Genomic DNA, 20,165 nt, shown 5'->3' on the forward strand with positions numbered 1-20,165 from the left:
TGCCGAGAAACCCGTACGCGACAGGTGTGCGGCTCGGGGCCGGGTTTCCGCCACGGAGCGCAGCGTCGCCGTCTTCCGCAACGCGGACCGCCGGACCGGCGCACCGGGCACGAACGGTGATCGCTGCCACGTGACAGGCACGCTGTACACGGGTGATGCCCGCTGGCGGCCGTCAGTCACCGGCTGACCGGCCCGAGACACGTATGACAGCGGCGGAGCAACCTGCCCGTACGGAACCGCTCACGCATCGAGACCGTCGAACGGCCTGCCGCCCGCCGGTTCCGCGCCGTGGAACATCACCGCCGAGGAGCGCTGGGTTCCACGGCACGGGCCGATGCGGTGGCACGGGGGTCGTCTGCCGCTTGGCGCGGCCCTCCCGGGTGTCCGGGGAACACATGTCCGACCTCGTGCGGAGCGCCGAGCCCCGGCGCGGCCAAGCGCGGCCGGTCGGCCGGACGCCGGCCCTGCGGGGACTCAGCCGTCGCTCTCCGGCGTATCGGCTGCCGGGGCCGCCTCCGGTGCGTCCGGCTCGACCACCGAGTACATCACCGACCGCTGCTGCTTGTGCCGCTGAATGCGGCCCTTGGCGACCAGTGACTCCAGAGTGTTGCGGACGACCTGCGGCGTCGGCGTCCGGCCCGGGTGCCGCTCCAGCAGTTCCTCGCGCAGCTCCTTGGCGAGGCGCGGCTCGTCGTGCCCGCTGAGCAGGGTCAGGAAGATGTCCCCGAGCAGCGGCTGACCCGGCTTCCCCTTGGCGCTGCCCTTCGCCCCGGTCCGGGCGGCGTTCTTCCCGGAGCGCGGGCCCGCACCCTTGGCCCTGGCCGCACGCTGGGGCGCTGCCCCGTCGGCGGCGGCAGCGGGGGTGGGGCCGGTCCCCTCCGGCGCCTGCTGTGTTGCGGGCGCCGCGTCCGGGGAGCCCTCGAAGCGCTCTGCGATGTTCAGGATGTCCACCAGGAGCACCTCCTCCTGACGCAACATCTTGATCTCCTCGGACAGCTCCTGCTGCCGGCGGCGATTCTCTTCCAGGTCCGATGCGGCTTGTTCGATGTACCGCGATCGGAGCGTGGCAGCGGCTGATCGGCTGAGCACAACCGTTCACTCCTCAGTAAATGGATGACGTTGCGTATGGTACCCAGGCCGATGACCCCTGCCGTAGCTCGCCAGGGGCCTGGGCAGCGGGCCCATCCCGACGCGGGTTGCCCCGAGTGCCGTCATCGCCGCCTGCGTCCGTAGGGCCGTAGCGCCCCGCGCTCCACTCCGCAGCACCGACTCCGCCTGGTGAGTGCCGTCCGGAGCTGTCCGGGCCCGCTCCTGTCCGGCCCCACGCGCCGCACGCGGTGACGGCGGCCCATGTGCCTCACCCATCAGCTGCTCGTCACCTGTTTGACAGGTGATGAGCGTGGATGCCACCATGACGTCACCGCTTGAACCGGTGATGCAAAGGGTGCGTCGGCGAAGCGGGTGCTTCGACTCGTGAGAACTCGTGCGAAGGGGATACGCCATGGCAGCCAGCTACACCGCCGTTGTGAAGGTGACCGGCGAGGGCCGCAACGGGGGCCGCGTCCAGTCCGACGACGGCCTGCTGAAGACCACGCTGGCCATCCCGAAGGAACTGGGCGGGGCCGGTGACGCCACCAATCCCGAGCAACTGCTCGCCGCCGGCTGGTCCGCCTGCTTCCTCGGTGCGGTGCGCCTGGCCGCCGGCCGGCGGAAGGTGAGGCTGACGAGCACCGCCGTCACCACCGAGATCACCCTCCAGCACGGCGACGACGGCGAGTTCGGCCTCGCCGCCGTCCTCAATCTGGAGCTCGGTGGCGTGGACCGGCAGACGGCGGTCGAACTCGGCGCCGCCGCCCACCAGACCTGCCCTTACTCCAAGGCCACCCGCGGCAACATCCCGGTCACCGTCAACGCCACCGCCGTCTGATCCGGCCGACGGCAACCGCCCGACCCTTCCCCCGGCCCCCGCTCTCCTCCCCGGCCGAAACGGCGGTCTTTCGGCGTCCGCCCGGGGCCGGAGAGTGTGCGGGTGGCAGAGCCCGGCTTCTGTCGGCGGTATGACGGAGAAAGAGGATGGCGCAGATGACGACGGTGACGCCCCCCGCGCCCAGGCAGCGGCCGGACCCGCTCGATGTGATCGTCGCGGAACACCGGGCCGGGCTCATCGCGTACGCCGAGAGACTGCTGCACGATCGCGGGCTCGCCGAGGATGTCGTTCAGGAGGCGTTCATCCGGGCCTGGCGGCACATCGACCGCCTGCACGGTACGGAGGGCTCGGTGCGGGGCTGGCTGCTCACCGTGACACGCCGTCTGGTCGTCGACTGGGTACGCAAACCGCACACCCGCAGGGAGGTGGTGGGGGCCGGCTACAGCGACCCGCCGTGCAGGGCCGACCGCATCGGCGCCGTACATGACGCCCTGCTGGCCGTGCCTTTACTCCGGACGCTGTCGCCGGAGCACCGCGCGGTGCTGGTCCACCTCTATCTGTACGACCGGACCATTCAGGAGACCGCCGGAATTCTGGGAGTGCCGCCGGGGACGGTCAAATCCCGTCAGTACAACGCGCTGCGCAAACTGCGCGGGGCGGCCGGAGGCGGCTCGACACCCTGTGACACCAGGGGCCCACGGCACGCCTGAATCCGGCGCTTCGGTCGGGACGCCTCTCCCGTGCAGGCGGCTGCGTCGTACGGGGGCAACGGTGCGGGGCCGCCGCGTACGCGCCCGTCAGTGGGCGGCTGCGGCCTGGGCGCTGCTCTTGCGGGCACGGTAGGCGGCGGCCTTGATCTTGTTGCCGCAGGACTCCATGCCGCACCACTGCCGGCGCATGCCGCGTGAGCGGTCGATGTAGACACGTGTGCACTCGGGGTTGCCGCACTCCTTGAGCAGCGGCACATCCGGCCCGCTCAGCAGCTCGACGGCCTGCCGTGCCACGGTGGCCAGGGCCTCGTCCGGCGTCGCCTCGGTCCAACGCCCGGACGAGGTGAGCTGCGGCGTCGCCGACGGCTTGCGGGCCGCGCTGTTCAGCACGGCCAGTGCGTCGTCGCCGTACTCCTCGCCCAGACGGCGGGCCGTGACCAGCTCGTAGATGGCCTCCCGTACGGTCTTCGCCTCTTCGACGTCATCCGGCCGAGCGGGCGAGACGGCGTCGACGATGCCGGACTCCCGGTACCAGGCGTCCAGTCGGTCCGGCGTCGCGAACATCTCGAACCGCGTCGAACGGCGCGCGCGGAGGGTCGCGGCGAAGTCGAGGGACGGGTTTCCGCAGACGAAGACATGGTTCAGGTTCACAGTCACCATCCTGGCAGGTGACTCTTGCGTCCGCAAGATTTGTCACCTGTCAGAGTGGTCACCATGTCCCGGGTCCCCCGCTGCCTGCTCCCGTCGGCACGGCAGCGGCTCACACCCCGGGTGCGCCCGTCTCGGTCAGTCCGCCGTCGGCCAGCCGCAGCCACCGGTGCACCCCGATCCCGTCGAGGAAACGCTCGTCGTGGCTGACCACGACGAACGCCCCCTGGTAGGAGCCGAGCGCGCTCTCCAACTGCTCGGCGCTCACCAGGTCGAGGTTGTTCGTCGGCTCGTCCAGCAGCAGCAGTTGCGGTGCCGGTTCGGCGCACAGCACGCAGGCCAGGGTGGCGCGCAGCCGTTCGCCGCCCGACAGCACCGCGACGGGGAGGTGGGCGCGGGCGCCGCGGAAGAGGAAGCGCGCGAGCAGGGTCATCCGTTCCGCCTCCGCCCGGTGCGGCGCGAACGCGGCGAAGTTCTCGGCCACCGTGCGGTCCGGGTCCAGCAGGTCCAGCCGCTGCGAGAGGTAGGCGATCCGGCCGTCGGCCCGCTTGATCTGCCCGCTGTCCAGGGCGAGATCACCGTTGATCACGCGCAGCAGCGTGGTCTTGCCCGCGCCGTTGGGCCCGGTCAGCGCGATGCGTTCCGGTCCCCGGACCGTCAGGTCGACGCCGGTGCCGCTGAACTGGGCCCGCCCGCCGTAGCGGACCTGGAGTTGCTCGCCGAGGAAGACGGTGCGCCCGGCGGGCACGCCGGTGTCCGGCAGGTCGAGTACGATGCGCTGCTCCTCGCGCAGGGCGCGTTCGGCCTCGTCCAGCCGGGTCCTGGCCTCCCCGACCCGGGAGGCGTGCAGCCGGCCCGCCCGGCCTGCGGACTCCTGGGCGCCGCGCTTCATGTTCCCGGCGAAGATGCGCGGCAGTCCGGCGCTCTTGAGGTTGCGGGCGGCGTTGTTCGCGCGGCGCTCGGCCCGCTCCCGGGCCTGCTGCATCTCGCGCTTCTCCCGCTTCAGCTCCTGTTCGGCGTTGCGGACGTTCTTCTCCGCGACCTCCTGCTCGGCGCGCACGGCCTCCTCGTACGCGGTGAAGTCGCCCCCGTACAGGCGCAGTTCGCCACGGTCGAGTGCGGCGATGCGCTCCATCCGGTCGAGCAGCGCCCGGTCGTGGCTGACGAGCAGCAGGCAGCCGTTCCAGTCCGCCAGGACGTCGTAGAGCCTGCGGCGGGCGTCGAGGTCGAGGTTGTTGGTCGGTTCGTCGAGCAGCAGCACAGCGGGCTGCTTCAGCAGCTGCGCCGCGAGGCCGAGCGAGACGACCTGGCCGCCGCTGAGGGTGTCCAGGGTCCGGTCCAGGGTGAGGTCGGCCAGGCCGAGCCGGTCCAGTTGGGCGCGGGTGCGTTCCTCGATGTCCCAGTCGTCACCGATGGCCGTGAAGTGCTCCTCGCTCACATCCCCGGACTCGACGGCGTCCAGGGCCCGGATCACGGCGGCGACGCCCAGCACCTCGGCCACCGTGAGCCCCCCGGCCGGCGGGAGGCTCTGCGGAAGGTAGCCGAGCGTGCCGCCCACGGCCACGGACCCGGTGGTGGGCCGCAGTTCGCCGGCGATCAGCTTGAGCAGGGTGCTCTTGCCGGTGCCGTTGGGCGCGACCAGGCCGGTACGGCCGCTGCCGGTGGTGAAGGACAGTTCTTCGAAGACCGGCGTGTCGTCGGGCCAGTGGAAGGACAGGTTCGAGCAGACGATGGCGGCGTCGGACATGGAGGCGACCTCGTGGGCGATGCGGGCAGCTGAAAACCGTGCTGCCCTCGGCAGACATGGGGAACTGGGGACGACTGAGCAGCCACTGCGGCCGCGCTGCTGCGCGCCGACCGGTGGCGATCAGCTCCGGGTATCACCCGGAGATGTCGTCGTCACCCACCATGTCGCGTCTCCTCGATAGACATCGGACGTCGCTCCTAGCCTAGCAGCAGCCACCCCACCGACCCGGGCCGCGCGACTCGGCGCAGAGCGCGCCGGGGTCATCGGCACCGCGCACCTGCGGATGCTGTCCGGGATCGGCCCGTCCACGCCGGGGCCCGTGCGGTGGGACGCCGAGCAGGCCCCATCGGTCCACGGGGGCGGCTCGGCTAGAGCCCCAGGTCGGTGGCCAGGCAGGAGGAGAACAGCCAGGACCGCTCGGGGTTGTACCTGTCCCTCGCCGGGTCCTGTGGTCCGACCGGCTGCTCCTCGACCATGTCCTCGTAGCGGATGCGCTCGGGCAGCGTGCCGAACCGGGTGTGACGCACCGTGGCGGCGGTGTCCGTCGTGCGCTGGTTCTCCATGGCCAACTCCGTCCGATCGGCGGCGGATCACACCGTACTGCTCGAGCATCATCAGACTCGCACTCCGTTCGTCACCTGTCAAGGCGGTGACGAATGGCGCTGAATCGACCTCGGACCGGCTGGAAGGCGCGCACGCGCGGGCCCGATGAGCGGCCCGGGGCGGAGTGTCCGGCCGGACCGGGTCCCTCGGAGCACGGGCGGTGCCCGGGTCAGAAGTGGTCCACGTCGATGACGGCCTGGGCGAAGGCCGTGGGTGCCTCCTGCGGCACGTTGTGCCCGATGCCGGGCAGGGTGCGGTGGTCGTACGCGCCGGTGAACCGGTCCCGGTACGAGGAGCCGTTGCCCGGCGCCGTGAAGGGGTCGCGCTCGGCGTCCAGGGTGATGGTGGGCACCGTGATGGCCGGTCGGGCGGCGAGTCGCTTCTCCAGGGCGTCGTAGCGGCGCTCGCCGGCGGCGAGGCTCAGCCGCCAGCGGTAGTTGTGGATCACGATGGCGACGTAGTCGGGGTTGTCGAAGGCTCGGGCGGTGCGCTCGAAGGTGGCATCGCTGAACTGCCAGGTCGGGGAGACGGTGCTCCAGACGAGCCGGGCCAGGTCGTGCCGCTTCGTCCGGTCCTCCATGGCGAGCCGGCCCCGCTCCGTGGCGAAGTAGTACTGGTACCACCAGGCGTATTCGGCCTGCGGCGCCAGCGGCTGGAGGTTGGCCGCCAGATTGGTGACGAGGTAGCCGCTCACCGACACCAGGGCCTTGCAGCGCTCGGGCCGGAGGGCCGCGATGATGTCGGCGGTGCGTGAGCCCCAGTCGAAGCCGGCGAGCACGGCCTTCTCGATCTTGAGGGCGTCCAGCAGGGCGATGATGTCCAGGGCGATCACCGACTGCTGGGCGTTCCGGAACGTCCGGGAGGAGAGGAAGCGGGTCGTGCCGTGCCCCCGGAGGTAGGGGACGATCACCCGGTAGCCCTGCGCCGCCAGCAGGGGAGCGACATCGACATAGCTGTGGATGTCGTAGGGCCAGCCGTGCAGGCAGATGACGACGGGGCCGTGGGCGGGTCCCGCTTCGGCGTAGCCGACATCGAGCAGACCGGCCTTGACCTGCTTCAGCGAGGCGAACGAGGTGTGCCTGCCGGGGTGGGCCGTGGGCGCGATCGGCGTCCCGGCCCCGCTTCGAGGGGCGGCGGAGGCGGTGGGGAGCCCCTGGGTGCCGGTCAGCGAAGTGGCGGCCGCGCCCGCGCCCAGCCCCAGGGCCTTGCCGAAGGTACGCCTGCTGATCATGGGAATCCCTCCGTGCGTTTCGAGGTGCCGATCTGCGTGTCCCGGGCGAGCTGAACCAAACATGCGTTCGCTCGGGCGGCGCGGTCTGCCTGCGAAACGACTGTTGCACAGGGCTCGTCACCTATCAAGCAGGTGACGAATCGCGGGGGGTTTCGCCGGGGCGGTACGGGCGGGGTGAGGCGCCGAGTACGCGCAGTGCCCGGCTCGTCGGCGCCGCGCCCCGCAGCGGTCGAGCGCCCGCCCGACGGCGCGAGCCATGGCCTGCTCGCCCGCCGCGTTCGGGTGGGCGGGGGCCGCCGGGGTCTCGGGAGCGAGCGTCTCGATCCAGCGTCGGCCGCTGGGCTGACACATGTCGTGCCCGATGCTCGGGGCGTAGGTGTCGACGTACACGGCGCCATGCCGACGGGCCTCGGTCCGAAGCATGGCGTTGAGCTTCTTCTCGGTGTCGCGCAGATAGGCGAAGTCACCGGCTGCGAACGGCACTGCGGCGCTGGTGCACCCGACGCCGTCCTCCGGGAAGAGGTCGGGATAGCCGACGACCGCGATCCGCGCGTGCGGCGCCCGCTGCCGGATTCCCCGAAGCGCCTGGGCGATCTTCGGTCCGGTCTGCGCTATCCGCTGCGCCAACTGGTCGGTGCCGCCAGTGGTGAAGTGGGTGCGGCAGGGCGACCCGGCGGGGTCGCCGGCGGTCAGTCCGGCGCAGGTGGCGATGTCGGAGCTGAAGCCGATGTCATTGCCGCCGATGGTGAGGGTGACCAGCCGGGTGCCGCGCGTGAGGGCGTCTAACTGGGCCGGGGCGGTGCCCTGCGCTGCGGTGAGCTGCGCGGTCGTCGCGCCGGCGCAGCTCACATCGGTGAGCCGGGCGTGCTTGGCGGCGGCCAGGAGCGAGGGGTAGTTGCCGCTCGACCGCTGGCAGTCGGCGTCCGTCTGCTGGGGGACGGCTGGGGCGGACGCGTAGGAGTCGCCGAGTGCGACGTACCCGGTGGCGCCGTGGTGGGCGGGCCGGGCCTCGGCCTGCACCGCTCCCAGTCCCGTCGTCAGACTCAGGGCGCCACCGAGCAGGGCGGCACCGAGGGCGGTCCTACGACGGACGGAAGGCCGGACATCTGTTTGCTTCATCCTGATCCCTTCGTGGTGTCTCCGGCCGGACCGCACCGTCCACATCTGCATCGCACCGGTGAGAGAGGCAGGGCGGGTCCGGCCGCCGGAGCCTCCGATCATGGCAGCTCCCACCGCCCACCCGGCACGCCGGGGCAGCCGTGCCAGGGCATCAAGTCCCCTACGACGACGTGGAGTTGAGCGGAGGAGCCGGTCGGCCACCGCCCGGGACCGGTCCGGGGGCCCGCTCCCGGACCGGAGCGGCTCAGCCGAAGCTGCAGACCTCGGCGGGACCGACGACCAGCTCGGTGAGGTCCCGGCTGAGGTCGTCCATGCCGCAGCGGGCAGCCTGGACGATCACGGAGATCAGCGCGCCTCGCTCTGCCTCGAACCAGTTGGAGGGCGACGCCGTCAGCTTGTCCATACGAGCGGTGTTCAGCGGACGGCGAGGCGCCATGGCGCCGAAGAGCGCGGGGTGGTCACCGGCCCCCTGCCGGCGCGCGTACCCGGCGATGGCGAGCCAGCCTTCGAAGGCCCTGCGCAGGGCCTCCCGCTGCTCCAGGGGGCTGTCCGCTCCCTCCTCCCGCGCGAGTTCCCGCGCGTAGAGCCTCAGCAGGTCCCGGAACCCGTACCGTGGCTCGCCGGTGGCGTCGAACCCCACCGTCCGTAGGAGCTGGGCGTCGGCCAAGTGCTCCATCAGCCGCTCGGCCTGGTGGATGTCCGTGCCCAGCAGGGCCGCGCCCACCCAGCTGGTGAAGTCCGGAGCGTCCAGCAGCGCGAGCCGGCGGTACAGCAGGGCGGCGTCCGGCAGGAGCGAGCGGTAGCTCAGCGCGAAACTCGACCGCACCTGCGACTCGCCCGAGCCCAGCTCGTCGAGCCGCCGCCCTTCGTCGGCCAGCCGGGACGCCAGGTATCCGACGGGCCAGTGCGGCTTGGCCACCAGCCGGGCCGCGGCGATCTGCACGGCCAGGGGCAACCGGTCGCACAGTTCGACCAGCCGCTCGGCGTCCGCCCCGGCGGCGTTCACCCGGTCCTCACCGATGACCCGGGCAAGCAGCTCGGTCGCTTCCCGCCGGTGCAGCACGTCCAGCGGGACCCGGACCGCGCCGTGCCTGACCACCAGCTCCGGCAACTGGCTGCGGCTGGTGACCAGCACGCAGCAGCGGGAGCTGCCGGGAATGAGCGAGCGGATCTGGTCGAACGACCGGACGTTGTCCAGGACGATCAGCACTCTGCGGTCCGCGAGCAGACTGCGGTACAGCGCGACGCGTCCCGGTGTCTCGGCGGGGGCCTCGGCAGCGGGAACGCCGAGGGACCGCAGGAAGCGACCGAGCACCGCGTCTGCCGTGGCGGGCTCATCGGCCTGGGCGTGGCCCCACAGGTCGGCGAAGAGCAGGCCGTCGGGGAACCGGTCGGCGACCCGGTGGGCCCAGTGCACGGCCAGCGCGGTCTTGCCCGCCCCCGCGCTCCCGGTGATCAGGCCGGCGCTGCGCCGGCAGCCGCCGTCACGGTCGACCAGGGCGTCTAGCCTGGCGAGCTGCGCGCTCCTGCCGACGAAGGCCGGGACGTCCGCCGGCAGTTCCAGAGGCGTCCCCCGCTCCGCCTCGCCGCGCTGGTGCGGGACGGCGGCCGGAGCGGCCAGCCGGGGGTCGCCCCGCAGGATCGCATCGTGCAGGTCCGTCAGTTCGGCACCCGGTTCGAGCCCGAGTCCCTCGATGAACTGCGCCCGGCCCTGCCGGAAGATCTCCATGGCCTCCGCCCGGCGCCCGGCACGGTAGAGGGCGAGCATCAGGGCGTGGCGGGACCGCTCGCGCAGCGGGTGGTCACGGACCATACCGACCAGCCCCGGTATGAGGTCCCGGTGGTGGCCGAGCTCCAGCTGGGCGGCGACGTAACCGTCGTAACCGGCCAGCCTGAGCTCCTCCAGGCGGGCCACCTCGTCCTCCACCAGCGGACCGCCGACACCGGCCAGCGCCGGCCCCCGCCACAGCTCCAGCGCCCGTCCGTACAGCGGTGCCGCCTCGGCGGTCCGGTGCTCCTTGGCCGCCTGCTGCGCCTGGGTGATGAGGCGTTCGAATTCGACCGAGTCCACGAAGTGCTTTTCCGGGGCGATCAGATAACCCGGATGTGCCGTGACGATGACCTCGTCGCCGTGGCCTTCGGCCTTGAATCTCTTCCGCAGCGCGGCGACGCAGATCGCCACTTGCGTACGTGCGGTGGTCGGCGGCCGGCCGTTCCAGACCGCCCCCACCAGGGTATCGGTCGAGACAATACGTCCCTGATTAAGCAGCAGAAGTGCGAGTATGGTGCGCTGCCGAGCCCCGCCGATTGCTATTCTCTGGTTTTCCTTCACCACCTCTAATGGACCCAGGACCTGGAACCTGAGCTGGTCTCCCACTACTTTCTCCCCGTGCTTTACAAGCATTGAATCGAATGTGTGGGGAGTCACCGTGTTCGGCAGGCTGGGCCCGATGGTGCTACAGGAAAAAGGCAGGCACAGGGAAGTTCTTCCCACGCCTGACCAGGGCCGATGTCTCCAGCTTGTCGAGCTGCGCCCCACCGGAAAACAATCTGTCTCTTCGGGCGTCCGGGTCTGCTGTGACCTCACCGGATCGCCCTCGGGAAGTCCGCACGATTGACGTCGGAAGGCATTTTACGAGGCTGTGGAGCCATGCATTCTATGGAGCAACTCTGACCTCCCCCGTGAGCTCAGTATCGCATCGGTATCCCCAACGTTATGTGAGCGGACCATCTGCGTCAAGCTTGCCCGATGGCCGGTGGATAGCCCGGCGGCGGCCCCGAAAACCGGGCGAAGCGGCCGTCGCGGACCGGCCGTGCCCGGGGAGCCGCAGGCCGCTGAGTTGCTTGGCTGCAACCGCCGGGTAACGCGGCCTGACCAGGCGTCAGACGCTCTCTCCGGCCGGAGCGGCGGCGGGTGAAAATCACGGTTCGGTCGGCTGAACCGGGAGTTGCGCGGCGGTGGCGCCGCGGCGGCGAGGGGTGGCTCAGGAGTGGGCGCGGACGGTGGCCATGGTCGGGCGGAGGCTGCGGATCGCCTGCTCCAGGCCGGGCGTCAGCTCCCTGAGCCGGCCGACGATGGCGTCGACCCGGGCCCGGTGGCCGCTGTCCCGACAGGACGCGATCGGGCCGATCTCGCCCACGGCGGCCAGGGCCACCAGCGCGGCGTCGTCCAGGGGCACCCGGTCGGTCGGGTCGCTGCCCCGCAGTACGGCGGCGGCGTGCTCCTGGAGCGCCCGGACCACAGCCAGATCCGACATCACCACGTGCCGGCTGGGGGCGACCAGGGTCCTGCGCTCCTCGACCGTCAGCAGGCCGCACGAGGCGAGCCGGTCCTCGACCGCGGCCAGCGTCCGGGGGCGGTCCCACCGGATGAGGTGCTGCCAGCCGGCCCCGGGGCGGCGGGTCTGGGCCAGCACCTGGTCCAGCACCGGATCTCCGGTGGGAGCGGACCCGGTCACCCGGGCGGCGCCGTCGCGTTCCACGATGCGCCCGCGCAGCGCCAGCTCCGTGACGGCGGCGGCCCGGACCAGGCAGCCGACCCGGCTGCGGTTGAAGGGTCCGTGCACGGCCGAGTCGTAGGCGAGCAGATACATCCGGTAGGGCAGCGCGGTAGTCATTTCCACAAGGTTACGGTCCGGCCGCGCGGCGCTGATCGGTCTGGAGGACGGACCGGCACTGAACCGAAAGGATGACGGTCGGCCCCACCGGTCCTCAGGGAGGTCGGGCCGGCTCCTCCTTGCAGACGAGAGCAGGACGGCGCATATCGACTCTGTATAGGCGGCGGCGGTCTACTGGCGCGCATGACACCACTGCCGCAGACCGCCGGCCTGTCGTGGGCCACCGTTCACGGGCTGGTCAAGGGCCCTGGCGGAGCCGCAGGGGCCGCCGCCCTTGACGGGACGGGGCCGATGTCGCGGCTCGGCAGTGCGCCAGGTGTGCCGGGTGTGCCCACGGTGCTCGGTGTGCCCACAGTGCCTGGTGTGCCCGGCGCGGACCGTGCCGGGAAGTCCGCGCCGACGGTCGCCACCGTGGCCGAGGTCCGCCGGGCGGCCCGATGACCGGCCCCGGCGAGAGCGCCGCCGCCGTGGACGGGGGACCTGCTGCGGCCGCGTCGCCGGTCTCGGCCGAGGGGGTCTACGCGGCGCTGGCCGACTTCATCGGCGAGGAGGACTTCGTCTGCCTGGGCGCCCGTGCCGCGCTGCGCCGCAACACCATCGTCCACCACCACTTCGGCCGACTCGGCACTGAGGCCGCCGTCGAGGAGCACTTGGCGGCCCTCTACACCTTCCTCCAGGGCTTCGAGCCGAGCGCGCGCAGCTTCACCTCCTTCGTGGCCACCTTCGAGGGGCCGCGGTTCGCCGATGAACAGGGCTTCGAGACCACGCTCTGGCGCCACCTACAGGCGCTGCACGACCGGGACAGCCGGCAGCACCCGTGGAGCACGGAGTACGACGCGGACCCGTCGTCCACCAACTTCGGCTTCTCGGTGGGCGGTCACCCGTTCTTCGTGGTCGGACTGCACCCGGGCGCCTCCCGGCCGAGTCGGCGGTTCGGCAGCCCGACCCTGGTCTTCAACTCCCATCTCCAGTTCAACGCGCTCGGCATGAACTTCTTCAAGCTCCGCGGCCGGATTCGCAAGCGGGAGAAGGCCTGGCACGGCTCGGTCAACCCGAGCTTCCTCGCCTACAAGGACGAGGCCCGGCACTACAGCGGCCGGATGACCGACCCCGAGTGGCGCTGTCCCTTCACGCCGAACCCGGCAGCCGAGGAGCCGGCCGCGCGAGCGGTGGAGGCGGACCCGCGCTGAGCCGCCCCCGTACGACCGGCCGGGACGCCACGCAGCCGTCCACGGGCGGTACGACGGCGTGCCGCCGACAGCGGTCGGTCGGCGTCCCGGGGACGGTGGAAGAAGCGGAAGCGGGACATCCGACATCTCCTCCGGAGGCTTCGCCGCCGTGTACCGTCGGTCTCTGCGAAGCGCATCGAGAGTGTGAGGCGACGAGACTTTCCGCCCCAGGTTTCGCAGCGATGTCGCGCAGGTGTCGATGTGAAATCACGTCAATAATCAGAGAATGCCCCGCCAGGTTAGCGTGATCCTGTACATCAGTTCGATGTCGACATCAACGGGGTATCATCATGGAGTTCCGCGTGTTGGGGCCGGTCGAGGCCCGTCGCGACGACACCAGGCTTCCGCTGACAGGCACCAAGATCCACACGGTGCTCGCCACGCTGCTGCTCGCCAGGGGCAGGGTGGTCTCCGTTGACCGGCTCAGCCGCTTGTTATGGGGCTGGGAACCGCCCGCGACGATGAACTCCCAGATTTACACCTACATTTCCCGGCTGCGCAAGCAGTTCGGGGACTCCGTCACCATCGTCCGACGCCAGCCGGGGTACGCCCTGGACCCGAAGGACTCCTGGATCGACGCGGTCGAGTACGAGCGGCTCGACCGCCTCGGCCGCCAGGCGCTGGCCGCACGCCGCTATGAGCGCGCCAGCGCCCTGCTGCACCGGGCGTTGGAGCTGTGGCGCGGTATGCCATTGGCCAATACCACCGATTTCCTGGTCGAAGCCGAAGTACCGCAGTGGGAGGAGAGCTGGGCCAACACCCTGGAATGCCGGATCGAGGCCGACCTCGCCGTCGGCGGCCATCAGGAATTGGTACCCGAACTGACCCGGCTGGTCGCCGCCTACCCCTTGCGCGAGCGGCTGCGGGTGCACCTGATGACCGCGCTGTCCTGGGCCTCCCGGCAGGCCGACGCCCTCGCCGTCTACCGCGACTGCGTCACCATGCTGCGCGAGGAACTCGGCGTCGACCCGGGCCCGGAACTGCGCGAGGTGCACCGGCAGATCCTGGACGGAGTGCTGCGCGACCCGCCGACGAGACCGGTCGAGCCGGCCCCGACCGGCGCCCCCACCGTCCGCCGGGAGGGCGCGCCCACCATGCTGCCCGCCGACAGCACCGACTTCACCGGACGGCTGGAGCCACTGGCCGAGGTGATCAACGAGCTGCGCAGGGTCCCGACCCCGCTCGGCCGCACCCGGCACCACCGGGTGCTGATCACCGGCATGCCGGGCATCGGCAAGTCCGCGCTCGCGGTGCGCGCCGCCCATCTGCTGCGCGGCGACTTCCCGGACGGGCAGTTGTACGCGGACCTGGCCGGCCCCGGCGCCGAGCCCAAGAAGCCGGCCGAGGTCCTGCGGGTCTTCCTGCGCTCGCTCGGCGTCTCCCAGCGCGCGATGCCCGCCACCCTCGACGAGCGGGTACAGGTCTACCGCGGCCTGCTCGATGAACGGCGGCTGGTGGTGGTGCTGGACAACGCCGCCAGCGAACCGCAGGTCCGGCCGCTGCTGCCCAACGGCGCCCACTGCCGCACCATCATCACCAGCCGCACCCCGCTCAGCGCCCTGGAGGGCGTGGGGCTGGTGCGCCTGGGCCGGCTGACCCGCGCCGAGGGGCTGGCGCTGCTCACCGCGCTGGTGGGCCCGGCCCGGGTCGCCGCCGAGCCGGACGCCGCCGCCGCCCTGGTCGAGCTGTGCGACCGGCTGCCGCTGGCGCTGCGGATCTGCGGGGCCCGGCTGGCCGCCCGCCCGCAGTGGCGGCTGGCCCGGATGCTGGCGCGGATGGCGCCGGAGCAGCACCGGCTGGACGCGCTGCGCTCCGGTGGGCTGGACATCCGCGAGCACCTGCGTTCCAGTTATGTCGCGCTGCCGCCGGTGGCCCGCCATCACCTGCGCCAGCTGGCCCTGCTGCCCGAGCTCCAGTGGACCACCGCGCGGGCGGCCGGTGTGCTGCGGACGGACGAGCGGCAGTCGGAGGAGGTGTTGGAGGAGCTGGTGGACGCCCGGCTGCTCGAACTGACCGGAGCCCACGATGACCACCAGCTCAGCTACCGCTTCACCCCGCTGGTCCGGTTGTTCGTACGGGAGCAGGCTGTGAAGGGCGTCGTGGTCGGCAGCGGTCGGCCCTGAACCACAGCCCGCCCGGCCGACTGGACTGCCCGATCACCGCGACTGCCCGATCAGCCGGACTGCCCCGGACCTGCGCTCCCCGGGCGGTCCCCGATCGCATGGGCGCCCCCGTCGACATGGATGATCTCCCCGGTGGTGGCGGGGAACCAGTCGGACAGCAGGGCCACGCAGGCCCGCGCGACCGGCTCGAACCGCTCCCCGTCCCAGCCCAGCGGCGCCCGCCGGTTCCACTCCGCCACCGCGGAGAAGTCACCGTCGGCACTGATCGAGGAGGCGGCCGTGGTCCGCAGCGGCCCGGCGGCCACCAGGTTGACCCGTACGCCCCGGCTGCCGAGGTAGGAGGCCAGATAGCGGGCGCAGGACTCGAGTCCGGCCTTCGCCACGCCCATCCAGTCGTACTCGGCCCAGGCCCGGGACGCGTCGAAGTCGAGGCCCACGATGCTGCTGCGCTCGGCGAGCAGCGGCAGCACGGCCCGGGTCACCGACTGGAGCGAGTACGTGGAGACCTGCACGGCGCGGGCGGCGTCCGGCCACTCGGTGGTCAGGAAGTTGCCGCCGAGCGCGCCCTCGGGGGCGAAGGCCACCGAGTGCAGCACCCCGTCCAGCCGGTCCACGTGGTCGGCCAGCCGGTCGGCCAGCGAGGCCAGGTGGCCGGAGTCGGTGACATCGAGTTCGACGACGGGAGGCGCCTCGGGCAGCCGGCGCGCCACACGCTCCACCAGGCTCATCCGGCCGTATCCGGTCAGTACCACCCGGGCGCCCTGCTCCTGTGCCACGCGGGCGGTGTGGAAGGCGATGGAACTGGGGGTCAGGACGCCGGTGACCAGGATCGTCTTGCCCTTGAGCATATCCATATGATTCCTATATCCAAACGCTGTCCGAAAGGTGGGCCCTGCGATGCACTGTCGGCACGTATGATGCAGGCCGGGTGGGTCGACCGCAGCCGCCCGTACCGGGAAGGGGAGAAATGCTGCTTGTCCTTGACATCGCCGGGGTCGTGCTACTGCTCCAGGGAATTGCGCCGATCGTTCAGCGAATGTCCGGCCAGGACCCCAGCCAGAGTTTCTTCATCGTGAACAAGTTCCCCCATCAGCAGAATCTGGCGAGTGTCGTGCTCATCCTGCTCGGCGTACTGCTGCTCTCCATGGCCTACAAGATCCGCAAGCTGCGGAAGTGACCCCGGGGGGCCGGTGCCGCAGCTTGCCCGGCACCGGCCACCGGGTCAGCGGAACGTCCGGCTGATCAGGGCGACCACGGTGGCGACCACCCGCGACTCGTCCTGCTGGAAGTAGAAGTGGCCGCCGTCGAACTCGAACTGGCCACAGCCCGCAGCGGTCAGATCACGCCATGCCGCCGCCCGCTCCGCGTCCACCTCGTCGTCGCCACGGCCGCGCAGCACCGCGATCGGCGCACGCAGCGGCTCGACCGCCTGCGGCCGGTAGGTCTCCGCCAGCCGGTAGTCCGCCCGGATCACCGGCAGCAGCAGCGCGCGCAGCTCCGGATCGTCCAACGCCTCGCTGCCGTCGGCCGACTGCTGCCGCACCTCGGCGAGCAGCGTGTCGTCATCGGCCGTGTGCAGCGAGGCGGGCGGCTCGCGGTGCGGCGCGCCGCGCCCGGAGACGACCAGCAGGCGCGGAGCACGGCCCGCCGCCTCGCAGCGCCGCGCCACCTCGTAGGCGATCGAGCCGCCCATGCTGTGGCCGAACAGCACCACCTCACGGGCGAACAACGGAGTGATCGCCTCGGTCACGGCGTCGGCCATCTCCGCCATGTCCTGGATCGCCGGTTCGGTGAACCGGTCCTCCCGGCCGGGGTACTGCACCGCGTGCAACTCCAGCTCGCGCGGCAGGAGACCGTGCCATCCCCGGTAGAACCCCGCCGAGCCGCCCGCGTGCGGCAGCAGCACCACGTTGACGGCCGCCCCGGCGCTGGGCCGCTGGCAGCGCAGCCACCGGGCCGCGGTGCTGCTGCCGGGCGCAGCCATCAACCCTGAGCCTTGGCCATCGCCTCGACCAGGCTGGCCGGGCGCAGGTCGGTCCACTCGCGCGAGACATACGCCAACGCGTCCTCCCGGCTGCCCGGACCGAAGACCGTCCGCCAGCCGGCCGGGACTGCGGCGAATTCCGGCCACAGCGAGTGCTGGTTCTCGTCGTTCACCAGCACCAGAAAGGTTGCGTCGTTGTCCTCGAAGGGGTTGGTCATGCTTTCCTGTTTCCTCTCCTGATTGCACCTGAGGTCGTCGCGGACGCTCCGACCCTAGCCCTCGGCCGCCAGCCCTGCAATAACCTTCCCGATTCCCGAAAGGACATCCGGACGAGAGATCTCCTCATGCGCCGCCGACAACTGGTGGAGCTTTATCCCACCGGTCACGTACGGCTGCCAGCGGGCCGTGTCGCGGCGCGTGCCGTCCACGGTCCAGTCCGCAGCCCGGAAGAACAGCAGATCACCCGCGAATCGGCGGGGCCGGAAATTCAATAGCGCGCGGGTGGTCAGCAGATAGGTCTCCAGGACCGCTTCGGCCGTGCCGTCCCCGAGCCGGCCGAGGTCGCCCAGTTCGGCCCGGACCAGCTCCATCGCCCGCACCCGGGCCGCCGGGTCGGCCGGGTCCCCCAGCCCCGGCCCGAAGGCGTCGGCGAAGACCTGGGCATACGTCAGCTCCGCCGTACCGTCGGCGGCGGGGCCGGGATAGGAGTCCAGGATCACCAGCTGCTCCACGGACTCGCCACGCTCCTGCAACCGGACCGCGACCTCATGCGCCAGATTGCCACCGGCCGACCAGCCGAGCAGCCGGTACGGCCCCTGCGGCCGCAGCCCCACGATCCGCTCCACGTACCCCTGGGCCATCGCGTCCAGCGTCCGCGCCGAGTCGCCCCCGCTCAGAGCCGGCGACTGAAGGCCGTAGACCGGCTGCCGGGGGTCCAGGCCGCCGAGCAGCCCGGCATAGCACCAGCTCAGCCCGGCCCCCGGCGGCAGGCAGAACAGCGGCGGCAGCGAACCGTCCGTACGCAGCGCCAGCACCGGTTCCAGCCCGCCGGCGTCGAGCCGGCGCTCACTCAGCAGGCCCGCGAGGCCGGCCGGGGTCGGCGCCGCGAAGACGGCACGGACCGGGATCTCCACACCGATCGCCGCCCGGAGCCGGTGCACCAACCGGGTCGCGGTGAGCGAATGGCCGCCGAGAGCGAAGAAGCTGTCGTCCGGGCCCACCCGGCTGTGGCCCAGCACCTCCGCGAAGGCGGAGCAGAGCAGCTGCTCGGTCGCGGTGCGCGGGGCCCGGCCGCCGTCCGTCGTCGGGGAGGCGGGAGCCGGCAGCGCCCGGCGGTCCAGCTTGCCGCTGAGGGTCAGCGGCAGCTCCGCCAGGGTCACGAACGCCGTCGGCACCATGTATCCCGGCAGTACGGCACCCAGCGCGGCCCGCAGTGCGTCGGCCTCCGGCGGCGCCCCGGTCGTCCCGTCCGGGACCAGATAGCCGACCAACCGGGCCTCCGCCGCGCCGTCCCGGCGCACCACCACCCGGGCGTTGGCCACTCCGGGCAGCCGGAGCAGCACCGATTCGATCTCCCCCAGCTCGATCCGCAGACCACGGATCTTGACCTGGTCGTCGGTCCGGCCGAGGTACTCCAACACACCCTCGGCGGTCCAGCGGACCAGGTCGCCGGTGCGGTACATCCGCGCTCCCGGCCCGCCGTACGGGTCGGCCACGAACCGCTCGGCGGTCAGCCCCGGGCGCGCGACATAGCCCCGGGCCAACCCGGCGCCGGCCAGGTGCAGCTCACCTGCCACGCCCGGCGCCACCGGCCGCAGCGCGGAATCCAGCACATACACCCTGGTGTTCCGGATCGGCCGCCCGATCGGCACCGGGTCGTCGCCGGCCCGGCAGTCCCAGTGGGTGACGTCGACGGACGCCTCGGTCGGCCCGTACAGGTTGTGCACCGGGGCGCCCAGCAGCGACAGCGCCCGATCCTGGGTGGCCGCGGCCAGCGCCTCGCCGCTGCAGATCACCCGGCGCAGCACACCCGCACAGCCCGTGGCCGCGGGCTCCTGGAGGAACGCGTCCAGCATCGACGGCACGAAGTGCACCGTGGTCACCCGCTCGGCGACGATCTCCCCGGCCAGGTAGGCCGGGTCGCGGTGGCCCTCCGGCCGGGCCATCACCACGGCGGCCCCGGCCAGCAGCGGCCAGAAGAACTCCCAGACCGACACATCGAAACCGAACGGGGTCTTCTGCAGCACCCGGTCGTCCGCGCCCAGCCGGTACCGGTCCTGCATCCACAGCAGGCGGTTGACGATGCCGGAGTGCGGCACGCCCACCCCCTTGGGAACCCCGGTGGACCCGGAGGTGTAGATGACGTACGCCAGCTGCCGGGGGTCCAGCGGCGCCGACCGCTCCGCGTCGCCCACCGGGCCCGCCTCCCGGGTCGCCAGCTCCTGCTCGACCTGCGGATCGTCCAGGACCAGCGGCTTCACATCGGCCGAGGCGGGCAGTGCCCCGGCGGTGCGGCTGTCGGCCACCACGCAGACCGGCCCGGCGCTCTCCAGCATCAGGGCGATCCTGCCCGGCGGCAGCTCCAGGTCGAGCGGCAGGTACGGCGCTCCCGCCTTCAGCACGGCCAGCAGCGTCACCATCAGCCGGTGCCCCCGGCACAGGGCCACCGCCACCGGCCGATCGGGGCCCGCGCCCCGCTCGATGAGCGTCCGGGCCAGCCGGTTCGCCTGCGCGTGCAGCTCCGCGTAATCGGTCCGGATGCCGTCGGCCACCAGCGCGAGGGCGTCGGGTGAGCGCAGCGCCTGGGCCTCCAGCAGCTCGGTGAGGGTGGAGGCCGGGACCGGGTGCGCGGTGTCGTTCCAGTCCACCAGCAGGCGGTCGCGCTCGGCGGCGTCCATCAGCGCCAGGTCCTTGACCGCCTGCTCGGGGTTGTGTGCGGCGGCGGTCAGGATGCGGTGCAGCCAGTCGGCGAGGCGGTGGGCGGTGTCGCGGTCGATGACGTCGGGGCGGTAGTCGAGCCGGAAGGTCAGTCGTTCGCCGGGCAGGCCGACCAGGGTGATCGCGTAGTGGGTGGCGTCCCGTGCCGTCATGTCCGTGACTTCCAGACCGCCGGCGAGCTGAGGGGCCTCCGTCGCGCCGAGGGGGAAGTTCTCGAAGACGGTGGTGGTGTCGAAGAGTTCGGTGTGGCCGGTCTGGGCTTGGATGGTGGCGAGTTGGACGTGTTGGTG

16 protein-coding genes are annotated in these 20,165 nt (G+C 71.9%); 4 read left to right on the forward strand and 12 right to left on the reverse strand.

Annotated elements, in window-relative coordinates:
* Positions 1-474: 474 nt before the first annotated feature.
* Positions 475-1,047: a hypothetical protein gene (locus ACIQGZ_RS28300; RefSeq protein WP_402607279.1), complete on the reverse strand. Its 573-nt coding sequence runs from the start codon at positions 1,045-1,047 to the stop codon at positions 475-477.
* A 454-nt stretch (positions 1,048-1,501) separates the two neighbouring features.
* Between ACIQGZ_RS28300 and ACIQGZ_RS28305 the strand changes: the two genes are divergently transcribed.
* Positions 1,502-1,927, forward strand: coding sequence for an organic hydroperoxide resistance protein (locus ACIQGZ_RS28305; RefSeq protein ID WP_402607237.1), 426 nt, complete (start codon positions 1,502-1,504; stop codon positions 1,925-1,927).
* A 146-nt stretch (positions 1,928-2,073) separates the two neighbouring features.
* Positions 2,074-2,637 (forward strand): sigma-70 family RNA polymerase sigma factor, encoded by a 564-nt coding sequence (locus ACIQGZ_RS28310; protein ID WP_402607239.1) that lies wholly within the window; start codon positions 2,074-2,076, stop codon positions 2,635-2,637.
* A gap of 87 nt (positions 2,638-2,724) precedes the next feature.
* Here ACIQGZ_RS28310 and ACIQGZ_RS28315 read toward each other — a convergent pair whose 3' ends face one another.
* From ACIQGZ_RS28315 to ACIQGZ_RS28345, 7 genes are all read right to left on the reverse strand, one after another.
* The gene (locus ACIQGZ_RS28315; protein WP_402607241.1) at positions 2,725-3,288 is read right to left on the reverse strand and encodes a CGNR zinc finger domain-containing protein; all 564 of its coding nucleotides are present in this window, start codon (positions 3,286-3,288) and stop codon (positions 2,725-2,727) included.
* Positions 3,289-3,397: 109 nt separating this feature from the next.
* A complete protein-coding gene (abc-f, locus tag ACIQGZ_RS28320; protein WP_402607243.1) occupies positions 3,398-5,032 on the reverse strand; it encodes a ribosomal protection-like ABC-F family protein in 1,635 nt (544 codons plus the stop codon).
* A 368-nt stretch (positions 5,033-5,400) separates the two neighbouring features.
* Complete coding sequence (locus ACIQGZ_RS28325; protein WP_402607246.1) at positions 5,401-5,595, reverse strand: hypothetical protein; 195 nt, start codon at positions 5,593-5,595, stop codon at positions 5,401-5,403.
* A 209-nt stretch (positions 5,596-5,804) separates the two neighbouring features.
* On the reverse strand, positions 5,805-6,866 hold the full coding sequence (locus ACIQGZ_RS28330) for an alpha/beta fold hydrolase (protein WP_402607249.1): 1,062 nt from the start codon (positions 6,864-6,866) through the stop codon (positions 5,805-5,807).
* Between the two features lie 117 nt (positions 6,867-6,983).
* On the reverse strand, positions 6,984-7,985 hold the full coding sequence (locus ACIQGZ_RS28335; RefSeq protein ID WP_402607252.1) for an SGNH/GDSL hydrolase family protein: 1,002 nt from the start codon (positions 7,983-7,985) through the stop codon (positions 6,984-6,986).
* Between the two features lie 244 nt (positions 7,986-8,229).
* A complete protein-coding gene (locus ACIQGZ_RS28340; RefSeq protein WP_402607255.1) occupies positions 8,230-10,389 on the reverse strand; it encodes a BTAD domain-containing putative transcriptional regulator in 2,160 nt (719 codons plus the stop codon).
* 580 nt (positions 10,390-10,969) lie between these two features.
* Positions 10,970-11,602, reverse strand: coding sequence for a GPP34 family phosphoprotein (locus ACIQGZ_RS28345; RefSeq protein ID WP_402607258.1), 633 nt, complete (start codon positions 11,600-11,602; stop codon positions 10,970-10,972).
* Between the two features lie 437 nt (positions 11,603-12,039).
* Here ACIQGZ_RS28345 and gntA point away from each other — a divergent pair, with 437 nt between their 5' ends.
* Together gntA and ACIQGZ_RS28355 are read left to right on the forward strand one after the other, a co-directional pair.
* Positions 12,040-12,792, forward strand: a complete 753-nt coding sequence (gntA, locus tag ACIQGZ_RS28350) for a guanitoxin biosynthesis heme-dependent pre-guanitoxin N-hydroxylase GntA (protein ID WP_402607261.1) — start codon at positions 12,040-12,042, stop codon at positions 12,790-12,792.
* A gap of 329 nt (positions 12,793-13,121) precedes the next feature.
* Entirely contained in the window at positions 13,122-14,954 is a 1,833-nt protein-coding gene (locus tag ACIQGZ_RS28355; protein ID WP_402607264.1) for a BTAD domain-containing putative transcriptional regulator, read from the forward strand.
* 50 nt (positions 14,955-15,004) lie between these two features.
* On the opposite strand, the gene fabI is transcribed toward ACIQGZ_RS28355, so the two are convergent.
* From fabI to ACIQGZ_RS28375, 4 genes are all read right to left on the reverse strand, one after another.
* Positions 15,005-15,802 (reverse strand): enoyl-ACP reductase FabI, encoded by a 798-nt coding sequence (gene fabI / locus ACIQGZ_RS28360; protein ID WP_402607267.1) that lies wholly within the window; start codon positions 15,800-15,802, stop codon positions 15,005-15,007.
* Between the two features lie 374 nt (positions 15,803-16,176).
* Complete coding sequence (locus ACIQGZ_RS28365) at positions 16,177-16,938, reverse strand: thioesterase II family protein (RefSeq protein WP_402607270.1); 762 nt, start codon at positions 16,936-16,938, stop codon at positions 16,177-16,179.
* Complete coding sequence (locus tag ACIQGZ_RS28370) at positions 16,938-17,156, reverse strand: MbtH family protein (protein ID WP_402607273.1); 219 nt, start codon at positions 17,154-17,156, stop codon at positions 16,938-16,940. The genes ACIQGZ_RS28365 and ACIQGZ_RS28370 overlap by 1 nt, the downstream gene beginning before the upstream one ends.
* Before the next feature lie 54 nt (positions 17,157-17,210).
* A partial coding sequence (locus tag ACIQGZ_RS28375) for an amino acid adenylation domain-containing protein (protein WP_402607276.1) occupies positions 17,211-20,165 on the reverse strand: 2,955 nt, incomplete at its 5' end.

Source organism: Streptomyces sp. NPDC092296, assembly GCF_044755465.1.
In the GTDB taxonomy this organism is placed as follows: Bacteria; Actinomycetota; Actinomycetes; order Streptomycetales; family Streptomycetaceae; genus Peterkaempfera.